Here is a 19,496-nt window from a genome sequence, read left to right on the forward strand (position 1 = left end):
ATACCACAGCTTACAGACTGGCCAGATGCTGCTTGGTGGTGGCGATCTGCGCCGGCAGCGTCTCCAGTTTGTCCATCGCCGTATCGTTACCGATAACCCATTTACCCGCAAAGTCGGTGGCATCCAGCACTTGGGCCACAATCTCGCGCGACTGCGCCTCGCGCACTGCAAGCGTGATGGGTTTATCAAACGACAGGAAACCCACCATGCTGCCGGTAATGGTGGCCTCTTGCCCAGGGCGCAAACCATTCTGGAACTCGGCTAGCGGTTCAAAGGTATACAGCACCTCCGGCTGGCGGTTAATGCCCAAGGTGGCATGCAGCTTCACCGTGGAAAGCGGAATACTGGAACCATTGCGCACTTTCATGGTGTAGCGCACGTCCCATTTGTCAAAAAAACTGTCATGCGTGATCTCGCTGGACAGCACCGAAACCTGCACACGGGCGAAATCGGCCTTGGTTTTCAGCAGCTGGGGCTTCTGTTTCTCGATCTCTTGCCATTGTGCTTCCAGCCCCGACAGGTAGCTTTGCAACTCGCGGGTAGCAATATCACGGTAACTGCTGCCCTTGTACCTGGCCTTCAGCGTGTCAAAGTCCAGGTTGGATACCGCGTAGTTGAACGCCGCCACCTGCTCGGGCTTGGCCTCGGCAAAATCCTGCTCGATACGCACCTTGTACACGTCCAGGCTGCTGGTATCCGGCGTTTTATCAATGCCCTTGCTGCAGGCAGCCAGCAACAGCAGCAATAACGAAGCGTAGAGGGTCTTTTTCATCATCAACTCCTGGCGTCGTGGTCTGTGGCAGGCTCAGCAACCGCCTGCATCCCAGGTAGGCTGGTTGGTAAACGGGTCAAACTTGAGCTGGGCGCGAAAGCGCACTTTCTTGCCGGAATCGTAGGTACGGTAGCAGTCGGCGTTATGGCATACCGTATTGCAGGTAGTACGCCCCGCCACCCGTGCCGGGCGGGCCGGAAACGGATCGGCTGCCGCCTGTGGGCGTACCTGAGCAGGCTTGGCAGCCTTGGGGGCAGGCAGGGTTTTCTGGAAGCGGTCCAGTGCCGCCAGTAGCTGCCCCGGCTGCGACATCTGGCGCGACAGCTGCTGCGCGGTGGCTATCTCGCGGCTGGACATGTCTTGCTCCAGCCCACGCAGATTGTCGGCAGCCTTTTCATCACCCCCCGCCTGCGCCAGGTTGTACAGCGCGTAGGCCATCACGCTACTGGCAGGCACACCCTGGCCATAGCGATAGTTGACGCCCAGATTGTTCAGGGCAGCGGCATAACCCTGCTCGGCCGCCTTGCGGTACCAGGCCACCGCCAGCGCGGCGTCTTTCGGCACACCACGGCCATTGTCATACATCAAACCAAGATTGAACTGGGCCGCGGCATAACCCTGCTCGGCCGCTTTGCGGAACCAGGCCACAGCCAGTACTTCGTCTTTCGGCGCGCCTTCTCCGTTGGCATATATGCACCCAAGGTTGTACTGCGCTGCCGCATCACCCTGCTCGGCCGCTTTGCGATACCAAGCCACCGCCTGAGCGGCGTCTTTCGACACACCGTTACCGTATTCATGCATCACACCAAGGTTGAACTGCGCAGCGGCATAACCCTGCTCGGCAGCTTTACGGTACCAAGCGACTGCTTGGGTGGCATCTTTCGACACACCAATACCGTTGCCATACATCGCACCAAGGTTGAACTGCGCTGCCGCGATGCCCTGCTCGGCCGCTTTGCGGTACCAGGCCACTGCCTGAACCGCGTCTTTCGACACGCCATTACCGTTGGCATACCTCACACCAAGGTTGTACTGCGCTGCCGCGATGCCCTGCTCGGCCGCCTTGCGATACCAAAAAACGGCCTGAGCGGCGTCTTTCGGCACACCTTCGCCGTTGGCATATATGGCGCCAAGACTGTACTGCGCGTTAGCAGTGCCTTGCTCGGCCGCCTTGCGGATCCAACTAGCCGCTTGGGCTAAATCTTTTTGCACGCCCCAACTGGAGTAATACATCAAGCCCAGATAATACTGCGCGGCGGCGTTGCCCTGCGCGGCTTCCGGCTGCAGGGCGGCTAACGCGGCGGGATAATCCTGGCGTTTGTAAGCCGCTTCGCCGGCCTGAAAGTCGGCCAGGGCCAGAGCCGGGCTGGTGGCCAGCAAGACGGCCAGCAAGAGTGATCGCATGCGCATGGGAGTTCTCCATCGATAGTGACAGGGGTTGGCCGCACCTTAAAAATGACATAGGCACGGAAAAACATGTGAAAACTATAAGATGGATGGGTAAATCTTAAATCATCAATTTGAATGATTTTGGCCAGCCGGCTGGCAGCAGCCCTGCCCGAGCGCGCCTTCAACACCCCACACCCCACCGGCTCAGTACATGGTCCGCGTGGGGCTTGCCCTTAAAGTAAATAAGAATTATTATCATCAAAGGAGGTGACACCATGATGCATACACCCGCACCGCGGCCGCAAACGGCCGTAGACAAGCAGCCCTACACGGTACTGGATACGCGCACGCTGTTTGCGCGCGACCGCCAGCTGCTGATCTGCCACCGTGGCGAGTACTACCGCCTGCAACTGACACAAAACGACAAACTGATACTAGTGAAGTAACACCGCAACCCACCCCGCCGAGCCAGCCATCGCCAGCCACGGTGCCACGCATACAGGAGAAGATCCGTGTCCAAGGATCGTATTACCCTGGCGGGCATCTGTCTGACGACAGTGGCCCTGCCTGTCTTTGCCGACACCCCCACCGTGCTGGAAACCACCACGGTTACCGCCAACCGCATCAGCGAACAGCTGGCTGATACCGCGCCCCATATCTCGGCCGTTGGCCGCAAACAGCTGGACCGCCAGCACGCCAGCGACCTGGACAGCTTGCTCGCGCAGGAACCCGGCGTGTCGGTGTCGGGTGACCAGGGCCGCCGTGGCAACGCCGGCGTGACCATACGCGGCATCGACACCAACCGCATCCTGATGCAGGTAGACGGCACACGCCTGCCCGAAGCCTATATGAGCGGTAGCGGCGCCATCTCCGGCCGCGACCTGGTAGAGCCGGACACCCTGCGCCAGATCGACATCATCAAGGGCCCGGCGTCGGCGCTGTTCGGTAGCGACGCCATTGGCGGCGTGATTAGCCAGCACACCTTCGAGCCCGCCGACTTCGTCGACCGTGACAAACCCCTGCACTTCGGCCTGAAGCAATCGTACGACGGCGCCCGCCACGGCAGCGCCACCACCGCCAGCGTGGCGGCTGCCGGCGACAACACCGCCGCGCTGCTGATGCTGACCCAGCGCCGCGCCCATGCGCTGGACACCCCGGCCAGCCGCGACATAGAAGGCGGCCAGCGCACCGTGGCCGACCCGCAGCTCACCGACACCCGCAACCTGCTGGCCAAGGTAGCGCTAGGCCAGGACGGCCCGCACCAGCTGCTGCTGGGCGTGGAAAGCTTCGACCGCCAGCGCCAGACCGAGCTGCTCAGCGCCCGTGGCGCCGCCACCGGCTACACTGTGCGCGACCGCGATAGCACCGACGACACACGCCGCCAGCGCTACAGCGCCGAATACCGCTACCAGGGCGACGGCAGCCTGGCGGCGGCCAACCTCAAGCTGTACCAGCAAACGCTGCGCAACGAAGACAAAGCGGTAGAGGTACGCAACACCGGCACCCGCTACGAAAACCACCGCTTCGACCAGGACATCAGCGGGCTGGATGGCCAGCTGGAATGGCGCCTGGGTGAGCACCGCGTGCTCACCGGCGTGGAAGCCACCCGCACCGACACCAGCCGCCTGACACGCACCACCAGCGGCAGCACCACCAGCAGCAGCAAGACCTTCCCCGATAACCGCAGCGAGCGCCTGGGGCTGTTCGTACAAGACCAGTTCCGCCTGGGCAGCCTTACCCTTACCCCGGCGCTGCGCTACGACCGCTACACCATGACGCCGCAAAGCGACGCCATCTATCAGGCCAGCAGCGGCGGCGCGGTACCGGTCAGCCGCTTTCAGGACAGCGCGTGGTCGCCACGGCTGGGCCTGAGCCTGCCGCTAGCCAGCGGGTTCACCGGCTTTGCCAACCTCAGCACCGGCTTTCGTGCACCACCGTTCGACAGCTCGTTCATGACCTTCAACAACGCGCAGGCCGGCTACCGCATCATCCCCAACGCCAGCCTGAAATCGGAAACCTCGCGCGGCATCGAGCTGGGCAGCAAGTACCAGGGCGGCAGCGTGAGCGGCCAACTCACCGCCTTCTACAACCGCTACAACGACTTCATCGACACCGTCACCCTGGGTACCGACAGCACCTCGCCGCGCGGCATTTTCCAGTACCAGAACCTGGACAGCGTGCAAACCCACGGTGTGGAAGCCCGCGCCGGCTGGCAGGCCAGCAACGCGCTATTGCTGGACGGCAGCCTGGCCTGGGCCCACGGCAGCAACCGCAAAACCGGCACCCCGCTCAACAGTATCGACCCGCTGAAAGCCACGCTGGGCGCGCATTACCAGCAGGGGCAATGGGGTAGCGATGCGCTGCTGACCATGGTGGCCGCCAAAACCCGCGCCGCCAGCGCCAGCCAGTTCAAGGCCCCCGGCTACGCCACGCTGGACGTGGGCGGCTGGGTGAAGCTGGGCAAGCACACCACGCTGCGCGCCACCGTGCACAACGTGAGCGACAAGAAATACTGGCAGTGGGCGGATGTGAAGAACATCACCGGCAGCGCTGTCGACTTCTACGCCCAGGCCGGCCGCAGCGTGAGCGCCAGCCTGGAAACCCGCTTCTGAAAGGATAAACATGAACGCGCCTACTCCCCTACTGCAGCGCTACCAAGCACTGAAAGCCGAACAAACCCAGCTGCGCCAGCGTGACGCCGCCGCCGCGCTGGGCGTGAGCGAGGCCCAGCTACTGGCCTGCCTGCCCGGCACCCACCGCCTGCGCTGCGACCTGCCCGCCCTGCTGCCGCGCCTGGCAGCGCTTGGCACACTCAAGGCCATCACCCGCAACGACCTGGCGGTGCACGAAAAGGACGGCCGCTACGACAACCTGACGCTAGCCGACAAAGTGGGCCTGGTGCTCAACCCCGGCCAGCTCGACCTGCGGCTGTTCCCCGCGCACTGGGCGCACGCCTACGCCGCCGAGCAGGCCAGCCCACGCGGCACGCTGCGCTCGCTGCAGTTTTACGACGCCGCCGGCCACGCCATCCACAAGCTGTACCTGAAAGAAGACAGCGCCGTGCCTGCCTGGCAGGCGCTGGTGGCCGAGTTTGCCGACGCCGACCCTGCGCCGCTGTTCGATAGCAACCACCCCCAGGCCGCGCCGGCCAGCCAGCCGCTGCCAGACGGTTTCGACGCCAGCGGCTTTGCCGACGCCTGGCTGGCGCTGCAGGACGTGCACCACTTCCACGGCCTGCTGCGCAAACACGGCCTCACCCGCCAGCAAGCCTTCCGCCACGCGCCAGCCGGCCACGCCTGCCAGCTGGCCGGCGATGCGGTAGACAGCCTGCTGCGCGGCGCCGCCAATAGCGTGCTGCCGATCATGGTGTTTGTCGGCAACCGCGGCATGGTGCAGATCCACAGCGGTGCCATCCAGCGCGTACAGCGCATCGGCGAGTGGCTGAACATCCTCGACCCCGGCTTCAACCTGCACCTGCAAGACAGCCAGCTGGACGAGATCTGGCTAGTACGCCGCCCCACCCGCGACGGCATCATCACCGCCATCGAGGCGTTCGACACCCAGGGCCACAGCATTGTCAGCTTCTTTGGCCAGCGTACCGAAGGCGAACCGGAGCTGGCCGGCTGGCGCGAGCTGGCCGAGCACCTGCCACGCAAAGGGGGCGAACATGTGGCGTAAACGCCTTCCGCTGTTACTGGCGCTGGCCATGGCCCCCACGCTGGCCGCCACACCGGCGCAACCGGCGGCCAGCCCGCGCGTGGTAGCGCTCACCGCCGACGTGGCCGAAATCGTGCTGGCGCTGAACGCCCAGCACCTGCTGGTAGGCCGCGACAAGCTGGCGCGCCAGCCACAATTGGCGAAAGTGCCCGAGATCGGCAGCTCGCGCGCGCTAACGCCGCAGCCGGTGCTGGCCAGCAAGCCCGACCTGGTACTGGGCAGCGACCAGGCGCAGCCGCCAGCCATCTACGACCAGCTGCAGGCACTGGGGCTGAAGGTTGGCCGCATCCGCCACAGCGAAGACCCGGCCGCCTTTGCCGATGGTATCCGTCAGGTGGGGCAGGCGCTGGGCCAGGCGCCGCGCGCCGAGCAGCTGGCGGGCACCTGGCTGCAGGCGCTGCAACCCCGCAGTGGCAAGGGCAAACGCGTGCTGTTTAGCTACGACGGCAGGCTGGTGGCCGGTAGCGGCACAGCGGGTGACGCCATCATCCGCGCTGCCGGCGCCGTGAACGCCGCCGCCGACGTGCAGGGCTTTTTGCCGATGACGCCAGAGGCGTGGCTGCGCGCCGCGCCGGATGTGGTGATCGTGGCGGCGCACAACGCGCCGGTATTCGGCAGCCTAGCCGCGCTGAAAGCCCGGCCGGAGCTGGCCGCCAGCCCGGCGGTAAAAACAGGCCGTGTGCTGGCCTGGCCAGCGGCCGACTTCCTGCGCCTGGGCGTGGCTAGCCCGGCCACGGTGCAAAAACTGCGGGCGCTGGCCTCATGAGCAGCAGCCGCACACTGGGTGCCCTGCCCGCGTGGCCGCGCTTGCCGGGGGCAGGCTTAGGGTTGGCCGCACTGGCCGGGCTGGCGCTGATCTGGCTACTGGCCGGCTTTGGCGCCGGGCAATGGCAGGCACCGGACTGGCACGACCCCATCGTGCGCCAGCTGCGCCTGCCGCGCATCGCCAACGCGCTGCTGGTGGGCGCGGCACTGGCCATGAGCGGCGCGGCGCTGCAGGCGCTGTTCCGCAACCCGCTGGCCGACCCTGGGCTGATCGGCACCTCGTCCGGCGCCGCGCTGGGGGTCATCGCCGTGATCGCGCTGGGCATCGGCGGTCTCAGCGTGCCGCTGGCGGCGTTTGGCGGCGGCCTGGCCGTCACCGCGCTGATTCTGCTGCTGAACCGCCTGCTGCAAGGCGGCCAGGCCGGGCTGCTGATCATCGGCGTGGTGGTGGGGGCGTGCTGCGGTGCCATCGTCAGCCTGCTGCTGTTCCTGTCCGACGACCTGACGCTGCGCGGCGCCATGAGCTGGCTGTCCGGCAGCCTGGCCGAAGCCCGCTTTGCCGAGCACGGCTACGTGCTGCCGGTGATGGCGCTGGGCGCGGCCACGCTGCTGCTGGTGGCACGCGACCTGGACTGCCTGCTGCTGGGCGACGACACCGCCCGCTCGCTGGGCGTGCACGTTGGCCGCACGCGCACCCTCACCGCCATTGGCGCCGCGCTGCTGGCCGGCGGCGCAGTGACGCTGTCCGGCATCATCGGCTTTGTCGGCATGATGGTGCCCAACGCCATCGCGCTGCTGGGCGGCGGTACACGGCGCCAGCTGATGCTGTGGTCGGCTTGGGTCGGCGCCTTGTTTTTGCTGCTGATCGACACCCTGGGCCGCGAGCTGGCCTACCCGGTAGACCTGCCAGCCGGCGTGATGGCGGCCTTTGCCGGGCCGGTGTTCTTTTTATGGCTGTTCCGCCGCCTGCAAGGAGGCCGTCATGACCGCCCCCGCCTTTGAGCTGGACCACATCGCCGTGCACGCGGGCAGCCGCTGCCTGTTTAGCGCGCGCCAGCTGCAGATACCCGCCGGCAGCCTGTGCGCCATCATCGGCCCCAACGGCGCGGGCAAAACCACGCTGCTGCGTGCGCTGGCCGGTTGTCATGGCCACTGCCACGGCCACAGCCTGGGGCAGCCGCTGCGCGCTGGCCAGCCGCGCCCGCTGGCGTGGGTGGGCCAGCACGAAGGCGCCGACAGCCCGCTGTGCGTGGCCGACTACGTAATGCTGGGCCGCCGCCCGCAGCTGGGCTGGCTGGGGCGCAGTAACGCAGCCGACCAGCAGGCCGTGGCGCAGGCGCTAGGCAGCATGGCGCTGCAGGGCCTGGCCGGGCAGCGGCTGGCCACGCTGTCAGGTGGCGAGCGCCAGCGCGCCGCCATTGCCCGTGCCTTGGCACAAGACACCCCGCTGATGCTATTGGACGAACCGTGCAACCACCTGGACATCCGCCACCAGCAGTTGCTGCTGCGCCAGCTGCAGCGACTGGCGCGCGAGGGCCGCACGCTGGTCTGCGTACTGCACGAGCTGCAACTGGCGGCCAACTTTGCCGACTGGCTGCTGCTGGTGGCAGACGGCCAGCTGGTGGCGCAAGGCACGCCCGACACAGTGCTGCACGGCGACCTGCTCAGCCAGGTGTACCGCTGGCCGATACGCGCCGAACGCCAGCCCGCGAGCGGGCGCTGGCAACTGGACGTACATGGCCACGCCGCCGTGGCCTGAGCCGCACGCTTTAGCCACAGCGTTAAAACAAAAGCCCCTGTCTTGTGACAGGGGCTTTAGCTGGCTGGCCCGCCAGGGTCAGATCGGCGCGTAGCTGCCTACTCCGTCCGGCCAGCGCGTCAGCACGTCGTAGCCGTCTTCGGTGACCACCACCATATGCTCCCACTGCGCCGACAGCGAGCGGTCTTTGGTGACCACGGTCCAGCCGTCTGCCAGCTGGCGGATGTCGGCCTTGCCGGCGTTGATCATCGGCTCGATGGTAAAGATCATGCCGGGCGCCAGTGTCAGGCCGGTGCCGGGGCGGCCGTAGTGCAGCACTTCCGGCTCGGTGTGGTACACGGTGCCAATGCCGTGGCCGCAGTACTCGCGCACCACGCTAAAGCCCTCGCGCAGCGCCACTTGCTGGATAGCGTGGCCCACGTCGCCCAGGCGCGCGCCCGGGCGCACGGCGCGGATACCGGCGCACATGGCCTCGTAGGTGGTGTCCACCAGGCGCTTGGCCAGCGGCGACGGCGTGCCCACGTAGTACATGCGGCTGCTGTCGCCATACCAGCCGTCCTTGATCACCGCCACGTCGATATTGACGATGTCGCCATCCTGCAGCTTTTTATCGTTGGGGATGCCATGGCAAATCACGTGATTTACCGAAGCGCAGATGGTTTTGGGGTAGCCGTGGTAGCCGATATTGGCCGGTTTGGCCTGCTGCACATTGATGATGTACTCGCGGCACAGGCGGTCCAGCTCGTCGGTGGTGACGCCCGGCTGAACGTGCGGGCCGATCATCTGCAATAGCTCGGCGGCCAATGCCCCAGCACGGCGTGATTGTTCGATCTCGCCAGCGTTGCGGCGGATCACTTGTCGTTGGTTCGCCATCAGGCGTGCTCCTGCGTGGTAGGTGGCAAGGCAATACCCGGCAGACGCTCGCCGGCCTCGGCGCGAATCAGCAGCTGGCAGATATCGCTATAGCTCAGCTTGGGGTTCAGCTCGGCCAGCATGCCCACACGCAGCCAGTGCTCGGCCTGGGCATTGATGGAGCGGCTAAGCGCCCCGCTGGTCTGGCGCAGCGTCTCGTGCATCTGTTCGGAAATCTTGACGATGCCCATGGCCACCTCGTTATACGGTTTATATATGCTTCGTATATTAACAGCCACCCTATTAGTTGGCCACGCTTGATTGCACGGCACCTGCACGGCCTTACCCGTATTGCTTATTTAAAAAAGCGCGGTGTATTTCAAGTGCTACAACGAAATCGATAGGAATACGCCCATGTACCAGGTTGGCAGACAAAGAAACGCGCAACATGCTACACAGGAGCTATCAATAAAGTGCCGCGGCAGACACACAAGGGAGATAACCATGTTCGGTTTTATGAAACGCCAGCAAGCCAGCACCGCCCAAGACCAAGAAATCAACCAGCTGCGCCAGATGCTGGACTGCGTGGACAACCTGATCATGCTGGCCGATACCACGCCGGACAACACCATCATCTACATGAACAAGACAGCGCGCGACACGCTGGCACACCACCGCGCGGCCATGAACCAGAAGTTTCGCCCCGGCGTAGACGTAGACAAGGCCTATCAGCACTCCATCCACCAGTTCCACGTATCGCCAGACCGCATCCGCGGCATTCTGCAAGACCTGGCCAGCGGCAAGCTAGACGTACACAAGGCCATGATCCCGGTGGGCGACATTACCTTTGAAACCAAGATCTTCCCCATCTGGCGCCAGGGTAACAACCGCGAGCTGCTGTGCTTCATGGCCAGCTTCCGCGATGTCAGTGCCAGTGTGATGGCACAAAAGCTGGCCACAGAAACCGCCAGCCGCCGCCAGTTTCTGGAAGAGCGCGTGGGGGAAATCTCGCAGAACATGCAAGGCATGAGCGCCACCATCGAAAACGTGGCGGTGCAAACGGCGGCGGCGTCCGAATCGGCCGAAGTGATGCTGCGCGAAAGCCGGCAAGGGGTCGTGATTGTGGACGAAACCAGCCAGAGCATGAAAACCGTGGCCAATATGGTGCGCAGCACGGCAGACAGCCTGACATCCCTGGGGCAGCGCTCCGAGGCCATCGGCCAGATCGTGAACGTGATCAAAGACATTGCCGACCAGACCAACTTGCTGGCGCTGAATGCGGCCATCGAAGCTGCCCGCGCCGGTGAAATGGGCCGCGGCTTTGCCGTGGTGGCCGACGAAGTGCGCAAGCTGGCCGAGCGCACCACCGCCGCCACCCAGCAGATTGGCGGCATGATCAAGGAAATCCAGCAGGACGTGCAGCAAAACGTGGCAGCTATCGAACAGGGCCGCCAGCAAGTGGCGGCCACGGAAAGCGACTTCCAGCGTGCCGAAGCCGCACTGGAAAAAATCGTGCAGGAGGTAAACCAGATGCGCGATTTTGTGGTGCAGATTGCCCAGGCGAGCGAAGAACAGGCCGCTACCTCACAAGATATCTCGGACAAGCTGGGCGATATCGCACGCAGTTAGGCCGCCATACACCACCACCGTCACGGGCAGCGTACAGCTGCCCGTTTGCATGGCGCCGCCGCTGGCCGATAATGGCTTTTTTAACGAAAGAGCCCAGCATGAGCCTGCAATCTGTCCGTGACTTCTTTGCCGCCAGCCATCTGGCGATCGACATTATCGAACTGGAAACCAGCACCGCAACGGTAGCGTTGGCCGCAGCAGCGCACGGCGTGGAACCGGGGCGCATTGCCAAGACACTGGCGTTTCGCCTGGCCGACGAGCGCACCATCCTGCTGGTGGCACGCGGCGACGCCCGCATCGACAACAAGAAATTCAAGGCGGCTTTCGGCAAAGGGCGCATGCTGCCTGCCGAAGAGGTGCAAGCGCTGACCGGCCACCCGGTAGGCGGGGTCTGCCCGTTTGGCCTGGCCACGCCACTGCCGGTGTATGTGGATGTCTCGCTGCAGGATTTTGACGAGGTGCTACCCGCCGCCGGCGATGTGCATACCGCAGTACGCATCAGCCCGGCGCTGCTGGCACAGATCGTCGACGGCCAATGGGTGGATGCCTGCCAGGCACAAACGACCGAGGCCTGAGACACGCGCGGCCAGCACGCCAAAGCCCTGCCGATGCTGCCGGCAGGGCTTGGGATTGAGGTAACAAGGTTGGCCGCAGTACTTATGCCACCTGCACCGCCCCACCCACCGGCTGCATACCGTCACCACCGCGGCTCTGCCCGGGCTGCGGCAGGTTGAAGAATTCGATGGTAGCCTTCAGCTCGTGCGCCATCTGTTCCATCTGCTCGGCCGAGCTGGCTGTCTGTACGGCGGCGGTACTGGTTTCTTCCGACATCTGCGCCACCTGCTCGACATTGCTGGCGACCATGCCGCTGGCCGACTGTTGCTCGGCCAGCGCAATCGAAATAGCCGCTACCGAGTCGTTGATACGCGCCATATTGCCGCTAATGCCGCTCACTGCCTCGCGCGCCTGCAGGGTTTGCTGCAGGCCGGCGTCCATTTCATCTACCGTATCGTGAATGGTTTTCACCACTTGCTGGCTGCTGCTGACCATCTCGTTGATGATCAGGCTGATCTCGGCCGTAGACGACGCGGTGCGTTCCGATAGCTTGCGTACCTCGTCGGCCACCACGGCAAAGCCACGCCCTTGCTCGCCGGCACGCGCCGCCTCGATGGCCGCATTCAGCGCCAGCAAGTTGGTTTGCTCGGCCACATCGCGGATCACCTGTATCACATTGGAAATCTGCTGCGATTTGGCGCCCAGCATGTCGGCCTGTTGCTGCGAGCCGCGCGCCATATCGGCCACGGTGTTGATGGTACGCAGGGTGTGATCGATGATGCGCTCGCCATCACGCGCCAGGGTGCCGGACGCTTTGGCGTCTACCGACACATCACGCGCATTGTCGCTCACCGAGCTGATGCTCACCGACAGCTGCTCTACCGAGGCCGACATGGCCGCTGCCGCACGGGTTTGCTCCTCGGTGCTCACCGCCACCTGCTCCGACGCCGCCGCCAGCTCGCTGGCATTCACACTCAGGCGGGCAATGATGCTTTCCAGGTTGCGTACCAGCGCAATCAGCCCGCTTTGCATCGCGCCCATGGACGCCACCACACTGCTGTTGTCACCCGCACGAATCTGCAGCTTCTGGCTCAGATCGCCCTTGGCGATACGCTGCGCCAGCGCCACCACATCCTTGGGCTCGCCGCCCAGCTGCGCCAGCAGGTTACGGATGATCTGCCAGGCCAGCACTGCGCCAAACAGCACGCCGGCCACCATCAGCATGGCTGACAGGCGGGCGCTGAAATTGGCACTGGCCTCGGCATCGGCATACTCCTCGGCGGCAACTTTCAGCTGCAGGTCGATCAGCGCCGAGATGCTGCCGGATACCGGGTCCAGTGCCGGGTAAAGCTGTTTGTTATTGAATACCAGTAGCGGCGCTTCGTCGCCCGCCTCCACCAGGCGGCGCAGCTCGTCCACCGCACCATCCGCACGCTTCATGGCCTGCTCGGCCTGGGTCGCCAGTGCCAGCTCCTGGTCGGTCAGGTAGGTGGCGCGGTAGGCTTGCCACTCGCGGCTGATGGTGCCACGCGCCGTATCCAATTCTTTCAGGAAGGTGGCCTTATCCATGGCCCCGGCGTGCACTTTGTGCGCCGCATCTACAATGCTTACCGCGTAGCCATCGCTGACTTTTTTCAGCTGCTGCAGCGGCACCACTCTGTCGTTATAAGTACTTGAAAAATCTTTCAAAATGGCCGACTGCGTATACATGCCGTAACCACCCAGCGTCATGGCGATGGCGAGCAACACAATCACCAGCACGGTCAGTCGCTGGCCGATAGTCAAGGTAGGCAACATGGTAACGCTCCAAATTTCGATAAGTTTTGCAACTGAATTTTGCAAATTAAACTTATTGATATGTAGCGCCCGGCATCAAGGCCGTCAATCGCAAACATGCACTATAGGTATTTTTACCTAGCCACACGCACTGCAGGGCTAGGGGCAGAAAAAGCCAGCATGGCACGCCAAAACGGGTAGAAATAGCAGGGTCTGCCCCCGATGCGGCACCGCCGAAATAAAATACCAATCCAATACCAAACAAACACCAAACAGCATGGCCGCAGCCACGCGACAGATTACCCGAAAGACATGTGGGCATAAAAAAACCCGCCACCGGGGCGGGTTGGGCTAGCAGCGGGTCGGCTCAGGCATAGTTGGCCGGAAACAGTGCGCGCTCTACCGATTCGATCAGGATATGGATCACCTTGATATGCAGCTCCTGCACACGGTCGGCGTACTGGCCGCCGGGGGTGCACACATCGATATCGGCCAGGCTGCCGATCACTGAGCCAGGGCGGCCGGTGAGCGACACCACCACCATGCCGCGCTCCTTGGCGGCTTTTACCGCGGCCAGAATGTTCTTGCTGGTACCGCTGGTGCTGATGGCCAGCAGCACGTCGCCAGCGCCGGCGTGTGCTTCCAGGTAGCGCGAGAAGATGGCTTCGTAGCCGTAGTCGTTACCCACGCAGCTGATATGGCTGGGGTCGCTGATGCTGGCGGCAGGCAAAGCACGGCGGTCATTGCGGTAGCGGCCGGACAACTCTTCGGCAAAGTGCATGGCGTCACACATGGAGCCGCCGTTACCGCAGCTGAACACGCGCCGCCCCTGGTTGAAGGCATTCACCAGCGCATCGCCGGCTGCCTCGATGGCAGACAGCGCCTGCGGGTTGGACAGCAGGGCATCCAGCGCGCTGCGGGCTTCGGTGAGGGTGGCAACAATATGCGGTTTCATAGGCTGGGCGTGTTCTGTATAGCTAGTCGATGCGGCATTTTACCCGTGCTTTGCCGCGCCATCACCCACCATCTGTACACAAATGGCGGCAAAGCAGAAAAAACCGCCTGCCAACACTACCAGTACAGCAGCTGGCGGCGATCCAGCCCGATAGCCAGTTGCTGGCCTACACACGGCGCGCCCTGCCCCGCCAGCTCGCGCACGCCCAGCAGCAGCTGCCAGGGTTGGCCGCCGTCGCCTGCTACGGTAACGCGCCAGCCATCGGCCTGCGCCTGGGCGGCCACGATATCGCGTCGTGGCTGGCCGGGCCCCAGCACAAAGGCCTGCGGCGGGATGGCATGGTCGTCGAACACATTGTCCAGCCCGACAAAGCGTGCCACCCAGGCGCTGGCCGGTGCCTGCAGGATGGCCTGTGGCGTGCCCTGCTGCACAATGCGCCCGGCTTGCAAAATGGCCACGCGCTGCGCCAGCGCAAAGGCCTCGTGGCGGTCGTGCGTCACCAGCAGCGCCGGCACCTGCAAGGCCGCCAGGTGGCGGCGCACGTCGGCCAGCAGCTGTTGTTTCAGGTGGGTATCCAGGCTGGAAAACGGCTCGTCCAGCAGCAGCAGGCGCGGCTGGCACACCAGCGCCCGCGCCAGCGCCACGCGCTGGCGCTCGCCGCCAGACAAGGTATGCACGGCCGCTTCGCCACGCCCGCCCAGCCCTACTGCGTCCAGCATCTGCAACGCTTGCTGGCGTGCGGCCTGCTTGCCCGTGCCGCGCTCTACCAGGCCAAACGCCACGTTGGCCGCGGCGTCCAGGTGCGGAAACAGCGCGTGGTCCTGAAACATCATGGCGATGTGGCGCTGCTCCGGCGGTAGCCGGGTAATGTCCAGCCCGGCCAGCTGCACGCGCCCGGCATCCGGCTGCTGCAGGCCGGCCACCAGCGCCAACAAGCTGGACTTACCCTCGCCGGACGGCCCCAGCAGCGCCAGCGTTTCGCCCGCCGCCACCTGCAGGCTGACGCCTTGCAGCACGGTGCGCCGGGCGTAGGACAGGGTCAGGTCAATCAGCTCGAGCATGGTTTTTCTCCGGCCACTCGATGGCCACGAAGGCCAGCAGGGCAAACAGCATCAACAAACACGACAACAGCAGCGCCAGCTGCAGGTTGGCCGCACCGGGCCGCCCCAGGTGCTGATAGATCAGCGTGGTGAGCGTGGCCCACTCCGGCCGTGACAGAAACAGGCTGACGGCAAACTCGCCCACCGCCGTGGCGGCGGCAAAGGCCAGGCCACGGCGCAGCGCCGGGCGCATCAGCGGCAGGCTGACACGGTAAAAACTGCGCCACGATGTAGCGCCCAGCGTGCGAGCCGCCTGCGGCAGCTGCGGTGGCAGCGCGGCGGCGGCCGACAACACGCCCTTGGCCACAAAGGGGTAAGCCAGCAAGGCGTAGGCGGCAATCAGCAGCCACACACTGGCACTGTACTGCGGGTACAGCAGTAACAGACCGAAAGCCAGACACACCGGCGACACCATGAACGGCAAAAACACCAGCGCGCGCAAAGCCAGCCAGCGCTGCGCCGCCCAGCCGTGGCACAGGCCCAGCAGCAGCGACAGCCCCAGCGCAGCGCCGGCAAAGCGCAGCGTGTTGGCCAGCGCATCGGCGACCTCGGGCGTAGCCAGCATGGCCCACACCGCCGCCTCGGCCTGCAGCGCGCGCCACACAATCGCCAGCAGCGGCAGCAGGCAGCATAGCGCCAGCACCGCCAGCGCAGCTGCCAACAGCAGGCGCTGCGGCCAACCTTGCGCCGGCTGGCGCAGGGTGGGCGCCAGCCGCTGCGGGCGGGCCAGGCCGCGCTCCAGCGCGGCGTAAGCCAGCGCTACCGCAGCACCCACGCCCAGCGCCAGCAACGCCAGCACGCCCGCGTCGGCCAGGTTCAGCTCGTAGGCCACCAGGGTATAGATCTCCACCTCTACCGTGGCGTAGCGCTGGCCGCCCAGCAACAGCGCCAGGCCAAAGCCGGAAAAACAGTACAGAAACACCAGGCACAGCGCCGACGCCAGCCACGGCCGCACCACCGGCCATTCCACCCGCCAGAAGGTGCGCCACGGCGACGCGCCCAGCGTGCGCGCCACCGCCAGCCGGCTGGCCGGCACCTGCTCCAGCCCGTCCACCCCGGCGCGCACCAGCAGCGGCAGGTTATAGAACAGGTTGCCGTACAGCAGCAGCCACGGAGTGTCCTGCAAGTTGATGCCAGCCACACCGTGCGGGCCGAACAATGCCAGCACGCCCATGCCGGCCACCAGCGTGGGCATGACAAAGGGCAGCATGAGCAGCCGCAGCAACAGGCGGCGGCCGGCAAAGTCGAAACGCGCCAGCACCCAGGCCAGCGGCAGGCCGATCAGCAGCGCCAGCGCACAGGTGGCCAGCGCCTGGCCTAGCGACCATGCCAACCGCCACTGGATATAGCTGTCCTGCAGTAGCGCCAGGTTGAAACCGGCGTGCCCTTCCTGCAGCAGGCGCGCCAGCGGCGCGGCCACCATCAGCAGCAGGAAAGCCAGCGGCAGCAAGGCGGGCAGGGTTCGGTAGCGGTTCATGGGCAAAGGTCAGCGTTGAGGGGTGAGGGTGATCGGGCGGGGTGGTGATGCGACAAAGGGGCAAGGGCGCCTGCGGCGCCCTTGCTACGCGCGACGGCGGCCAACGTTGGCCGCAGGCGCCAGGTACATCAGTTGGCCTGTTTCACCACCAGGCGGTTCCAGCGGCCAACCCAGGCGGCGGTTTTGCTGTTCATGGCCGCCAGGCTGGGGTTGCTGAACTTGGCCGGTTTCTGCGCGTGGGCAAATACCGGGTCGATGGCGGTGCCGGCCACGGCCGGGTACATCCACATTTTGGTCTGCAGGCCGGTTTGCACGCCGTCGCTACGCAGGAAATCCACAAACGCCTGCGCCGCTTGCGGCTCTTTGCCGCCTTTCAGCAGCGCCACGCCTTCTACCTGCAGGAACACGCCGCCTTTGAGCAGCAGGTTGGCGGTAGGCGATTCGCTGATTTTTTCCTTGCTGTAGAACACCTCGGCTGCCGGGCTGCTGGCGTAGCTCACCACGATGGGCCGGCTGCCGCCGTTGCGGCTGAAGTCGGTGTAGTAGGCCTCGCTCCAGCCTTTGCTCACTTTCAGGCCGTTGTCACGCACCTTTTCCCACCATTTGAAGGCACCGTCTTCGCCACGGTCGGCGATGGTGGCCAGCATAAAGGCCAGGCCGGTACTGGACGTAGCCGGGTTTTCTACCACCAACAGGTCTTTGTAAGCAGGCTTGGCCAGGTCGTCCAGCGTGGCCGGCAACGGCAGCTTGGCCTTGGCAAACCAGGCTTTGTCGTAGTTCAGCGTCACGTAGCCGTAGTCCACCGCCACGGCGCCCGGCAGCACCGCGTCTTTCTCGGTGCGGCCAACCTTGCTGCTGGTAGGGGCCAGAATACCGGCGGCGCTGGCTTTGGCGATCAGGGTGTTATCGATGCCGTACACCACGTCGGCAATCGGGTTGGCGCGGGTCAGGATCAGCTTGTTCAGCATCTCGCCAGCGTCACCGCCCTTGATGATGGACAGCTTCACGCCGTTTTGCTTTTCGAATTCGGCAATACGGTCTTTGGGCAGGCTGAACGAGCTGTGCGTCATCACGCGCAGCTCGGCAGACAGGGCAGACAGGGACAAGCCGGCCAGCGCCAGCAGCAGTACAGACTTCTTCAACATTTCAGACATCCTCTTTTGGTGATGACGCAACCAAAAAAGAAAGCGGGACACGGGCAGATACCCATCACGCTCCCTCCGCTGGCATTATCCAGATCAGGTTCTGGGGTATGTCTCAGCCCGCACGCGCAGGCACCCCCGGTGATCGACCCGCGAGTATAGAGCTTTGTGTCACATTCGTTAACACCTGCCCGCCCCTGCTTCACACCCACCCAACAAATAACCGCCATACTTGATAGATAAATCTGTCAGGAGAACGCCATGATTTTGCTGCGCCAACTCGCCAGCCTGGTCTTGCTACTGCCGCTGCCGGCACTGGCAGCCCCCATCGGCGAAGCCGGTGCCCGCCTGCTGCTTGGCCGCACCGGCTTTGGCACCCCACCTGCGCAGGTGGCCGCGCTGGCGCCGCTGGAACGCGAGGCCGCCGTCGACCGCATTCTGGCGGGTAGCCGCAGCGAGCCCGCCAGCGCCCCGCCAGACTGGGTAAACACGCCGCTACTGCACCCGCCACGCAAAGAGCTCAGCGAAAGCGAGAAAAAAGCCCTGCGCGATACCGAAACCCGGCGCGGCCTGGCATTACGTGCCTGGTGGCTGCAGGAAATGGCCACCACGCCCAGCCCGGTCACCGAAAAGCTCACCCTGTTCTGGCACGGCCATTTCGTGTCTGGCCAGAACAAGGTGAAAAGCGCACAGCTGATGTACCGGCAGAACGCGCTGCTGCGCCGCGAAGCACTGGGCAACTTTGCCACCCTCCTGCACGACATCGCACGTGACCCGGCCATGCTGCGCTATCTGGATACGGCTGGCAGCCGCAAAGGCCAGGCCAACGAAAACTTTGCCCGCGAGGTGATGGAGCTGTTCACCCTGGGCGAAGGCCACTACAGCGAACAGGACATCCGCGAGGCCGCGCGCGCCTTTACCGGCTGGCAGCTGGACCCGGCCAGTGGCGAGCCGGTATTCCGCCCGCGCCGCCATGACGACGGCCAGAAAACCGTGCTGGGCCGCAGCGGCACGCTGGATGGCGACGCGGTGCTGGACACCCTGCTGGCACAGCCGGCCACCGCCCGCTTCATCACCCGCAAGCTGTGGCTGTACCTGGTGTCCCCTAGCCCGGATGACGCGACAGTGAACCGCTTGGCCGCCAGCTTTGCCCGCGACTACCAGATCAAACCCCTGGTACGCGCCCTGCTGCTGACACCGGCTTTCTGGCAAAGCAGCGGCCAGCAGGTGAAATCCCCCGTAGAGCTGACCGTGGGCACTGTCGCCACCTTTGGCATCAGCGTGCCCGACTGGCAAGCGCTGGCGCAGCTTAACCGCCGCATGGGGCAAGACCTGTTCGACCCGCCCAATGTACGCGGCTGGCCCGGCGGCGACACCTGGATCAACAGCGACAGCCTGCTGCTGCGCAAACAGTTTCTGGACAGCCTGACCCGACCCGGCGGCAACAAGCCACGGCCACAGATTGCGCCAGACTGGCTGCAGCAGTACCCGGCCGCCACCAGCTGGCTGCCCGCCCTGCCTGCGGCCAACCCGTTACCCGCCCATGCCGCGCCCCTGTTGGCGCTGCGCCAGCTGCTGCAAGACCCGGCCTGGCAGCTGCAATAAGGA

At 64.8% G+C, this 19,496-nt stretch carries 18 protein-coding genes and 1 riboswitch; of the genes, 9 read left to right on the forward strand and 9 right to left on the reverse strand.

Going from position 1 to position 19,496, the window contains the following annotated elements; all coding sequences use genetic code 11:
- Positions 1–10: 10 nt before the first annotated feature.
- Together ACZ9XP_RS00195 and ACZ9XP_RS00200 are read right to left on the reverse strand one after the other, a co-directional pair.
- Positions 11–772 (reverse strand): VirB8 family type IV secretion system protein, encoded by a 762-nt coding sequence (locus ACZ9XP_RS00195; protein WP_465187769.1) that lies wholly within the window; start codon positions 770–772, stop codon positions 11–13.
- Positions 773–805: 33 nt separating this feature from the next.
- Positions 806–2,182, reverse strand: a complete 1,377-nt coding sequence (locus ACZ9XP_RS00200) for a tetratricopeptide repeat protein (RefSeq protein WP_465187770.1) — start codon at positions 2,180–2,182, stop codon at positions 806–808.
- A 254-nt stretch (positions 2,183–2,436) separates the two neighbouring features.
- On the opposite strand from ACZ9XP_RS00200, the gene hemP reads away from it, so the two are divergent.
- The 6 genes from hemP to ACZ9XP_RS00230 all read left to right on the forward strand — a co-directional run bounded on the left by hemP (position 2,437) and on the right by ACZ9XP_RS00230 (position 8,402).
- On the forward strand, positions 2,437–2,607 hold the full coding sequence (gene hemP / locus ACZ9XP_RS00205) for a hemin uptake protein HemP (RefSeq protein WP_465187771.1): 171 nt from the start codon (positions 2,437–2,439) through the stop codon (positions 2,605–2,607).
- A 66-nt stretch (positions 2,608–2,673) separates the two neighbouring features.
- The gene (locus ACZ9XP_RS00210; RefSeq protein WP_465187772.1) at positions 2,674–4,773 is read left to right on the forward strand and encodes a TonB-dependent hemoglobin/transferrin/lactoferrin family receptor; all 2,100 of its coding nucleotides are present in this window, start codon (positions 2,674–2,676) and stop codon (positions 4,771–4,773) included.
- Positions 4,774–4,783: 10 nt separating this feature from the next.
- Positions 4,784–5,839, forward strand: coding sequence for a hemin-degrading factor (locus ACZ9XP_RS00215; protein WP_465187773.1), 1,056 nt, complete (start codon positions 4,784–4,786; stop codon positions 5,837–5,839).
- Positions 5,829–6,644, forward strand: a complete 816-nt coding sequence (locus ACZ9XP_RS00220) for an ABC transporter substrate-binding protein (RefSeq protein ID WP_147684015.1) — start codon at positions 5,829–5,831, stop codon at positions 6,642–6,644. Before ACZ9XP_RS00215 ends, ACZ9XP_RS00220 begins: the two co-directional genes overlap by 11 nt.
- Entirely contained in the window at positions 6,641–7,645 is a 1,005-nt protein-coding gene (locus tag ACZ9XP_RS00225) for a FecCD family ABC transporter permease (protein ID WP_465187774.1), read from the forward strand. The genes ACZ9XP_RS00220 and ACZ9XP_RS00225 overlap by 4 nt, the downstream gene beginning before the upstream one ends.
- Positions 7,626–8,402: an ABC transporter ATP-binding protein gene (locus ACZ9XP_RS00230; protein ID WP_465187775.1), complete on the forward strand. Its 777-nt coding sequence runs from the start codon at positions 7,626–7,628 to the stop codon at positions 8,400–8,402. Before ACZ9XP_RS00225 ends, ACZ9XP_RS00230 begins: the two co-directional genes overlap by 20 nt.
- 78 nt (positions 8,403–8,480) lie before the next feature.
- Here ACZ9XP_RS00230 and map read toward each other — a convergent pair whose 3' ends face one another.
- Positions 8,481–9,275: a type I methionyl aminopeptidase gene (gene map / locus ACZ9XP_RS00235; RefSeq protein WP_147684034.1), complete on the reverse strand. Its 795-nt coding sequence runs from the start codon at positions 9,273–9,275 to the stop codon at positions 8,481–8,483.
- Positions 9,275–9,505 (reverse strand): ParD-like family protein, encoded by a 231-nt coding sequence (locus tag ACZ9XP_RS00240; RefSeq protein ID WP_147694576.1) that lies wholly within the window; start codon positions 9,503–9,505, stop codon positions 9,275–9,277. The genes map and ACZ9XP_RS00240 overlap by 1 nt, the downstream gene beginning before the upstream one ends.
- Before the next feature lie 253 nt (positions 9,506–9,758).
- Here ACZ9XP_RS00240 and ACZ9XP_RS00245 point away from each other — a divergent pair, with 253 nt between their 5' ends.
- Positions 9,759–10,883 (forward strand): methyl-accepting chemotaxis protein, encoded by a 1,125-nt coding sequence (locus ACZ9XP_RS00245; protein ID WP_465187776.1) that lies wholly within the window; start codon positions 9,759–9,761, stop codon positions 10,881–10,883.
- A 98-nt stretch (positions 10,884–10,981) separates the two neighbouring features.
- The gene (locus ACZ9XP_RS00250; RefSeq protein WP_147684040.1) at positions 10,982–11,458 is read left to right on the forward strand and encodes a YbaK/EbsC family protein; all 477 of its coding nucleotides are present in this window, start codon (positions 10,982–10,984) and stop codon (positions 11,456–11,458) included.
- Between the two features lie 82 nt (positions 11,459–11,540).
- Here the strand turns inward: ACZ9XP_RS00250 and ACZ9XP_RS00255 are convergent, their stop codons facing one another.
- The 5 genes from ACZ9XP_RS00255 to ACZ9XP_RS00275 all read right to left on the reverse strand — a co-directional run bounded on the left by ACZ9XP_RS00255 (position 11,541) and on the right by ACZ9XP_RS00275 (position 17,888).
- A complete protein-coding gene (locus tag ACZ9XP_RS00255; protein WP_147684042.1) occupies positions 11,541–13,235 on the reverse strand; it encodes a methyl-accepting chemotaxis protein in 1,695 nt (564 codons plus the stop codon).
- A 346-nt stretch (positions 13,236–13,581) separates the two neighbouring features.
- Positions 13,582–14,169: an SIS domain-containing protein gene (locus ACZ9XP_RS00260; RefSeq protein ID WP_147684044.1), complete on the reverse strand. Its 588-nt coding sequence runs from the start codon at positions 14,167–14,169 to the stop codon at positions 13,582–13,584.
- Between the two features lie 116 nt (positions 14,170–14,285).
- On the reverse strand, positions 14,286–15,230 hold the full coding sequence (locus tag ACZ9XP_RS00265) for an ABC transporter ATP-binding protein (protein ID WP_465187777.1): 945 nt from the start codon (positions 15,228–15,230) through the stop codon (positions 14,286–14,288).
- Positions 15,214–16,746 (reverse strand): ABC transporter permease, encoded by a 1,533-nt coding sequence (locus ACZ9XP_RS00270; protein ID WP_465187778.1) that lies wholly within the window; start codon positions 16,744–16,746, stop codon positions 15,214–15,216. Before ACZ9XP_RS00270 ends, ACZ9XP_RS00265 begins: the two co-directional genes overlap by 17 nt.
- 128 nt (positions 16,747–16,874) lie before the next feature.
- The gene (locus ACZ9XP_RS00275) at positions 16,875–17,888 is read right to left on the reverse strand and encodes a thiamine ABC transporter substrate-binding protein (RefSeq protein WP_465187940.1); all 1,014 of its coding nucleotides are present in this window, start codon (positions 17,886–17,888) and stop codon (positions 16,875–16,877) included.
- Positions 17,889–17,943: 55 nt separating this feature from the next.
- Positions 17,944–18,038: riboswitch (TPP riboswitch) on the reverse strand.
- A 111-nt stretch (positions 18,039–18,149) separates the two neighbouring features.
- On the opposite strand from ACZ9XP_RS00275, the gene ACZ9XP_RS00280 reads away from it, so the two are divergent.
- Positions 18,150–19,493, forward strand: coding sequence for a DUF1800 domain-containing protein (locus ACZ9XP_RS00280; protein ID WP_465187779.1), 1,344 nt, complete (start codon positions 18,150–18,152; stop codon positions 19,491–19,493).
- Positions 19,494–19,496 lie beyond the last annotated feature (3 nt).

This window comes from Vogesella perlucida (genome assembly GCF_979366545.1).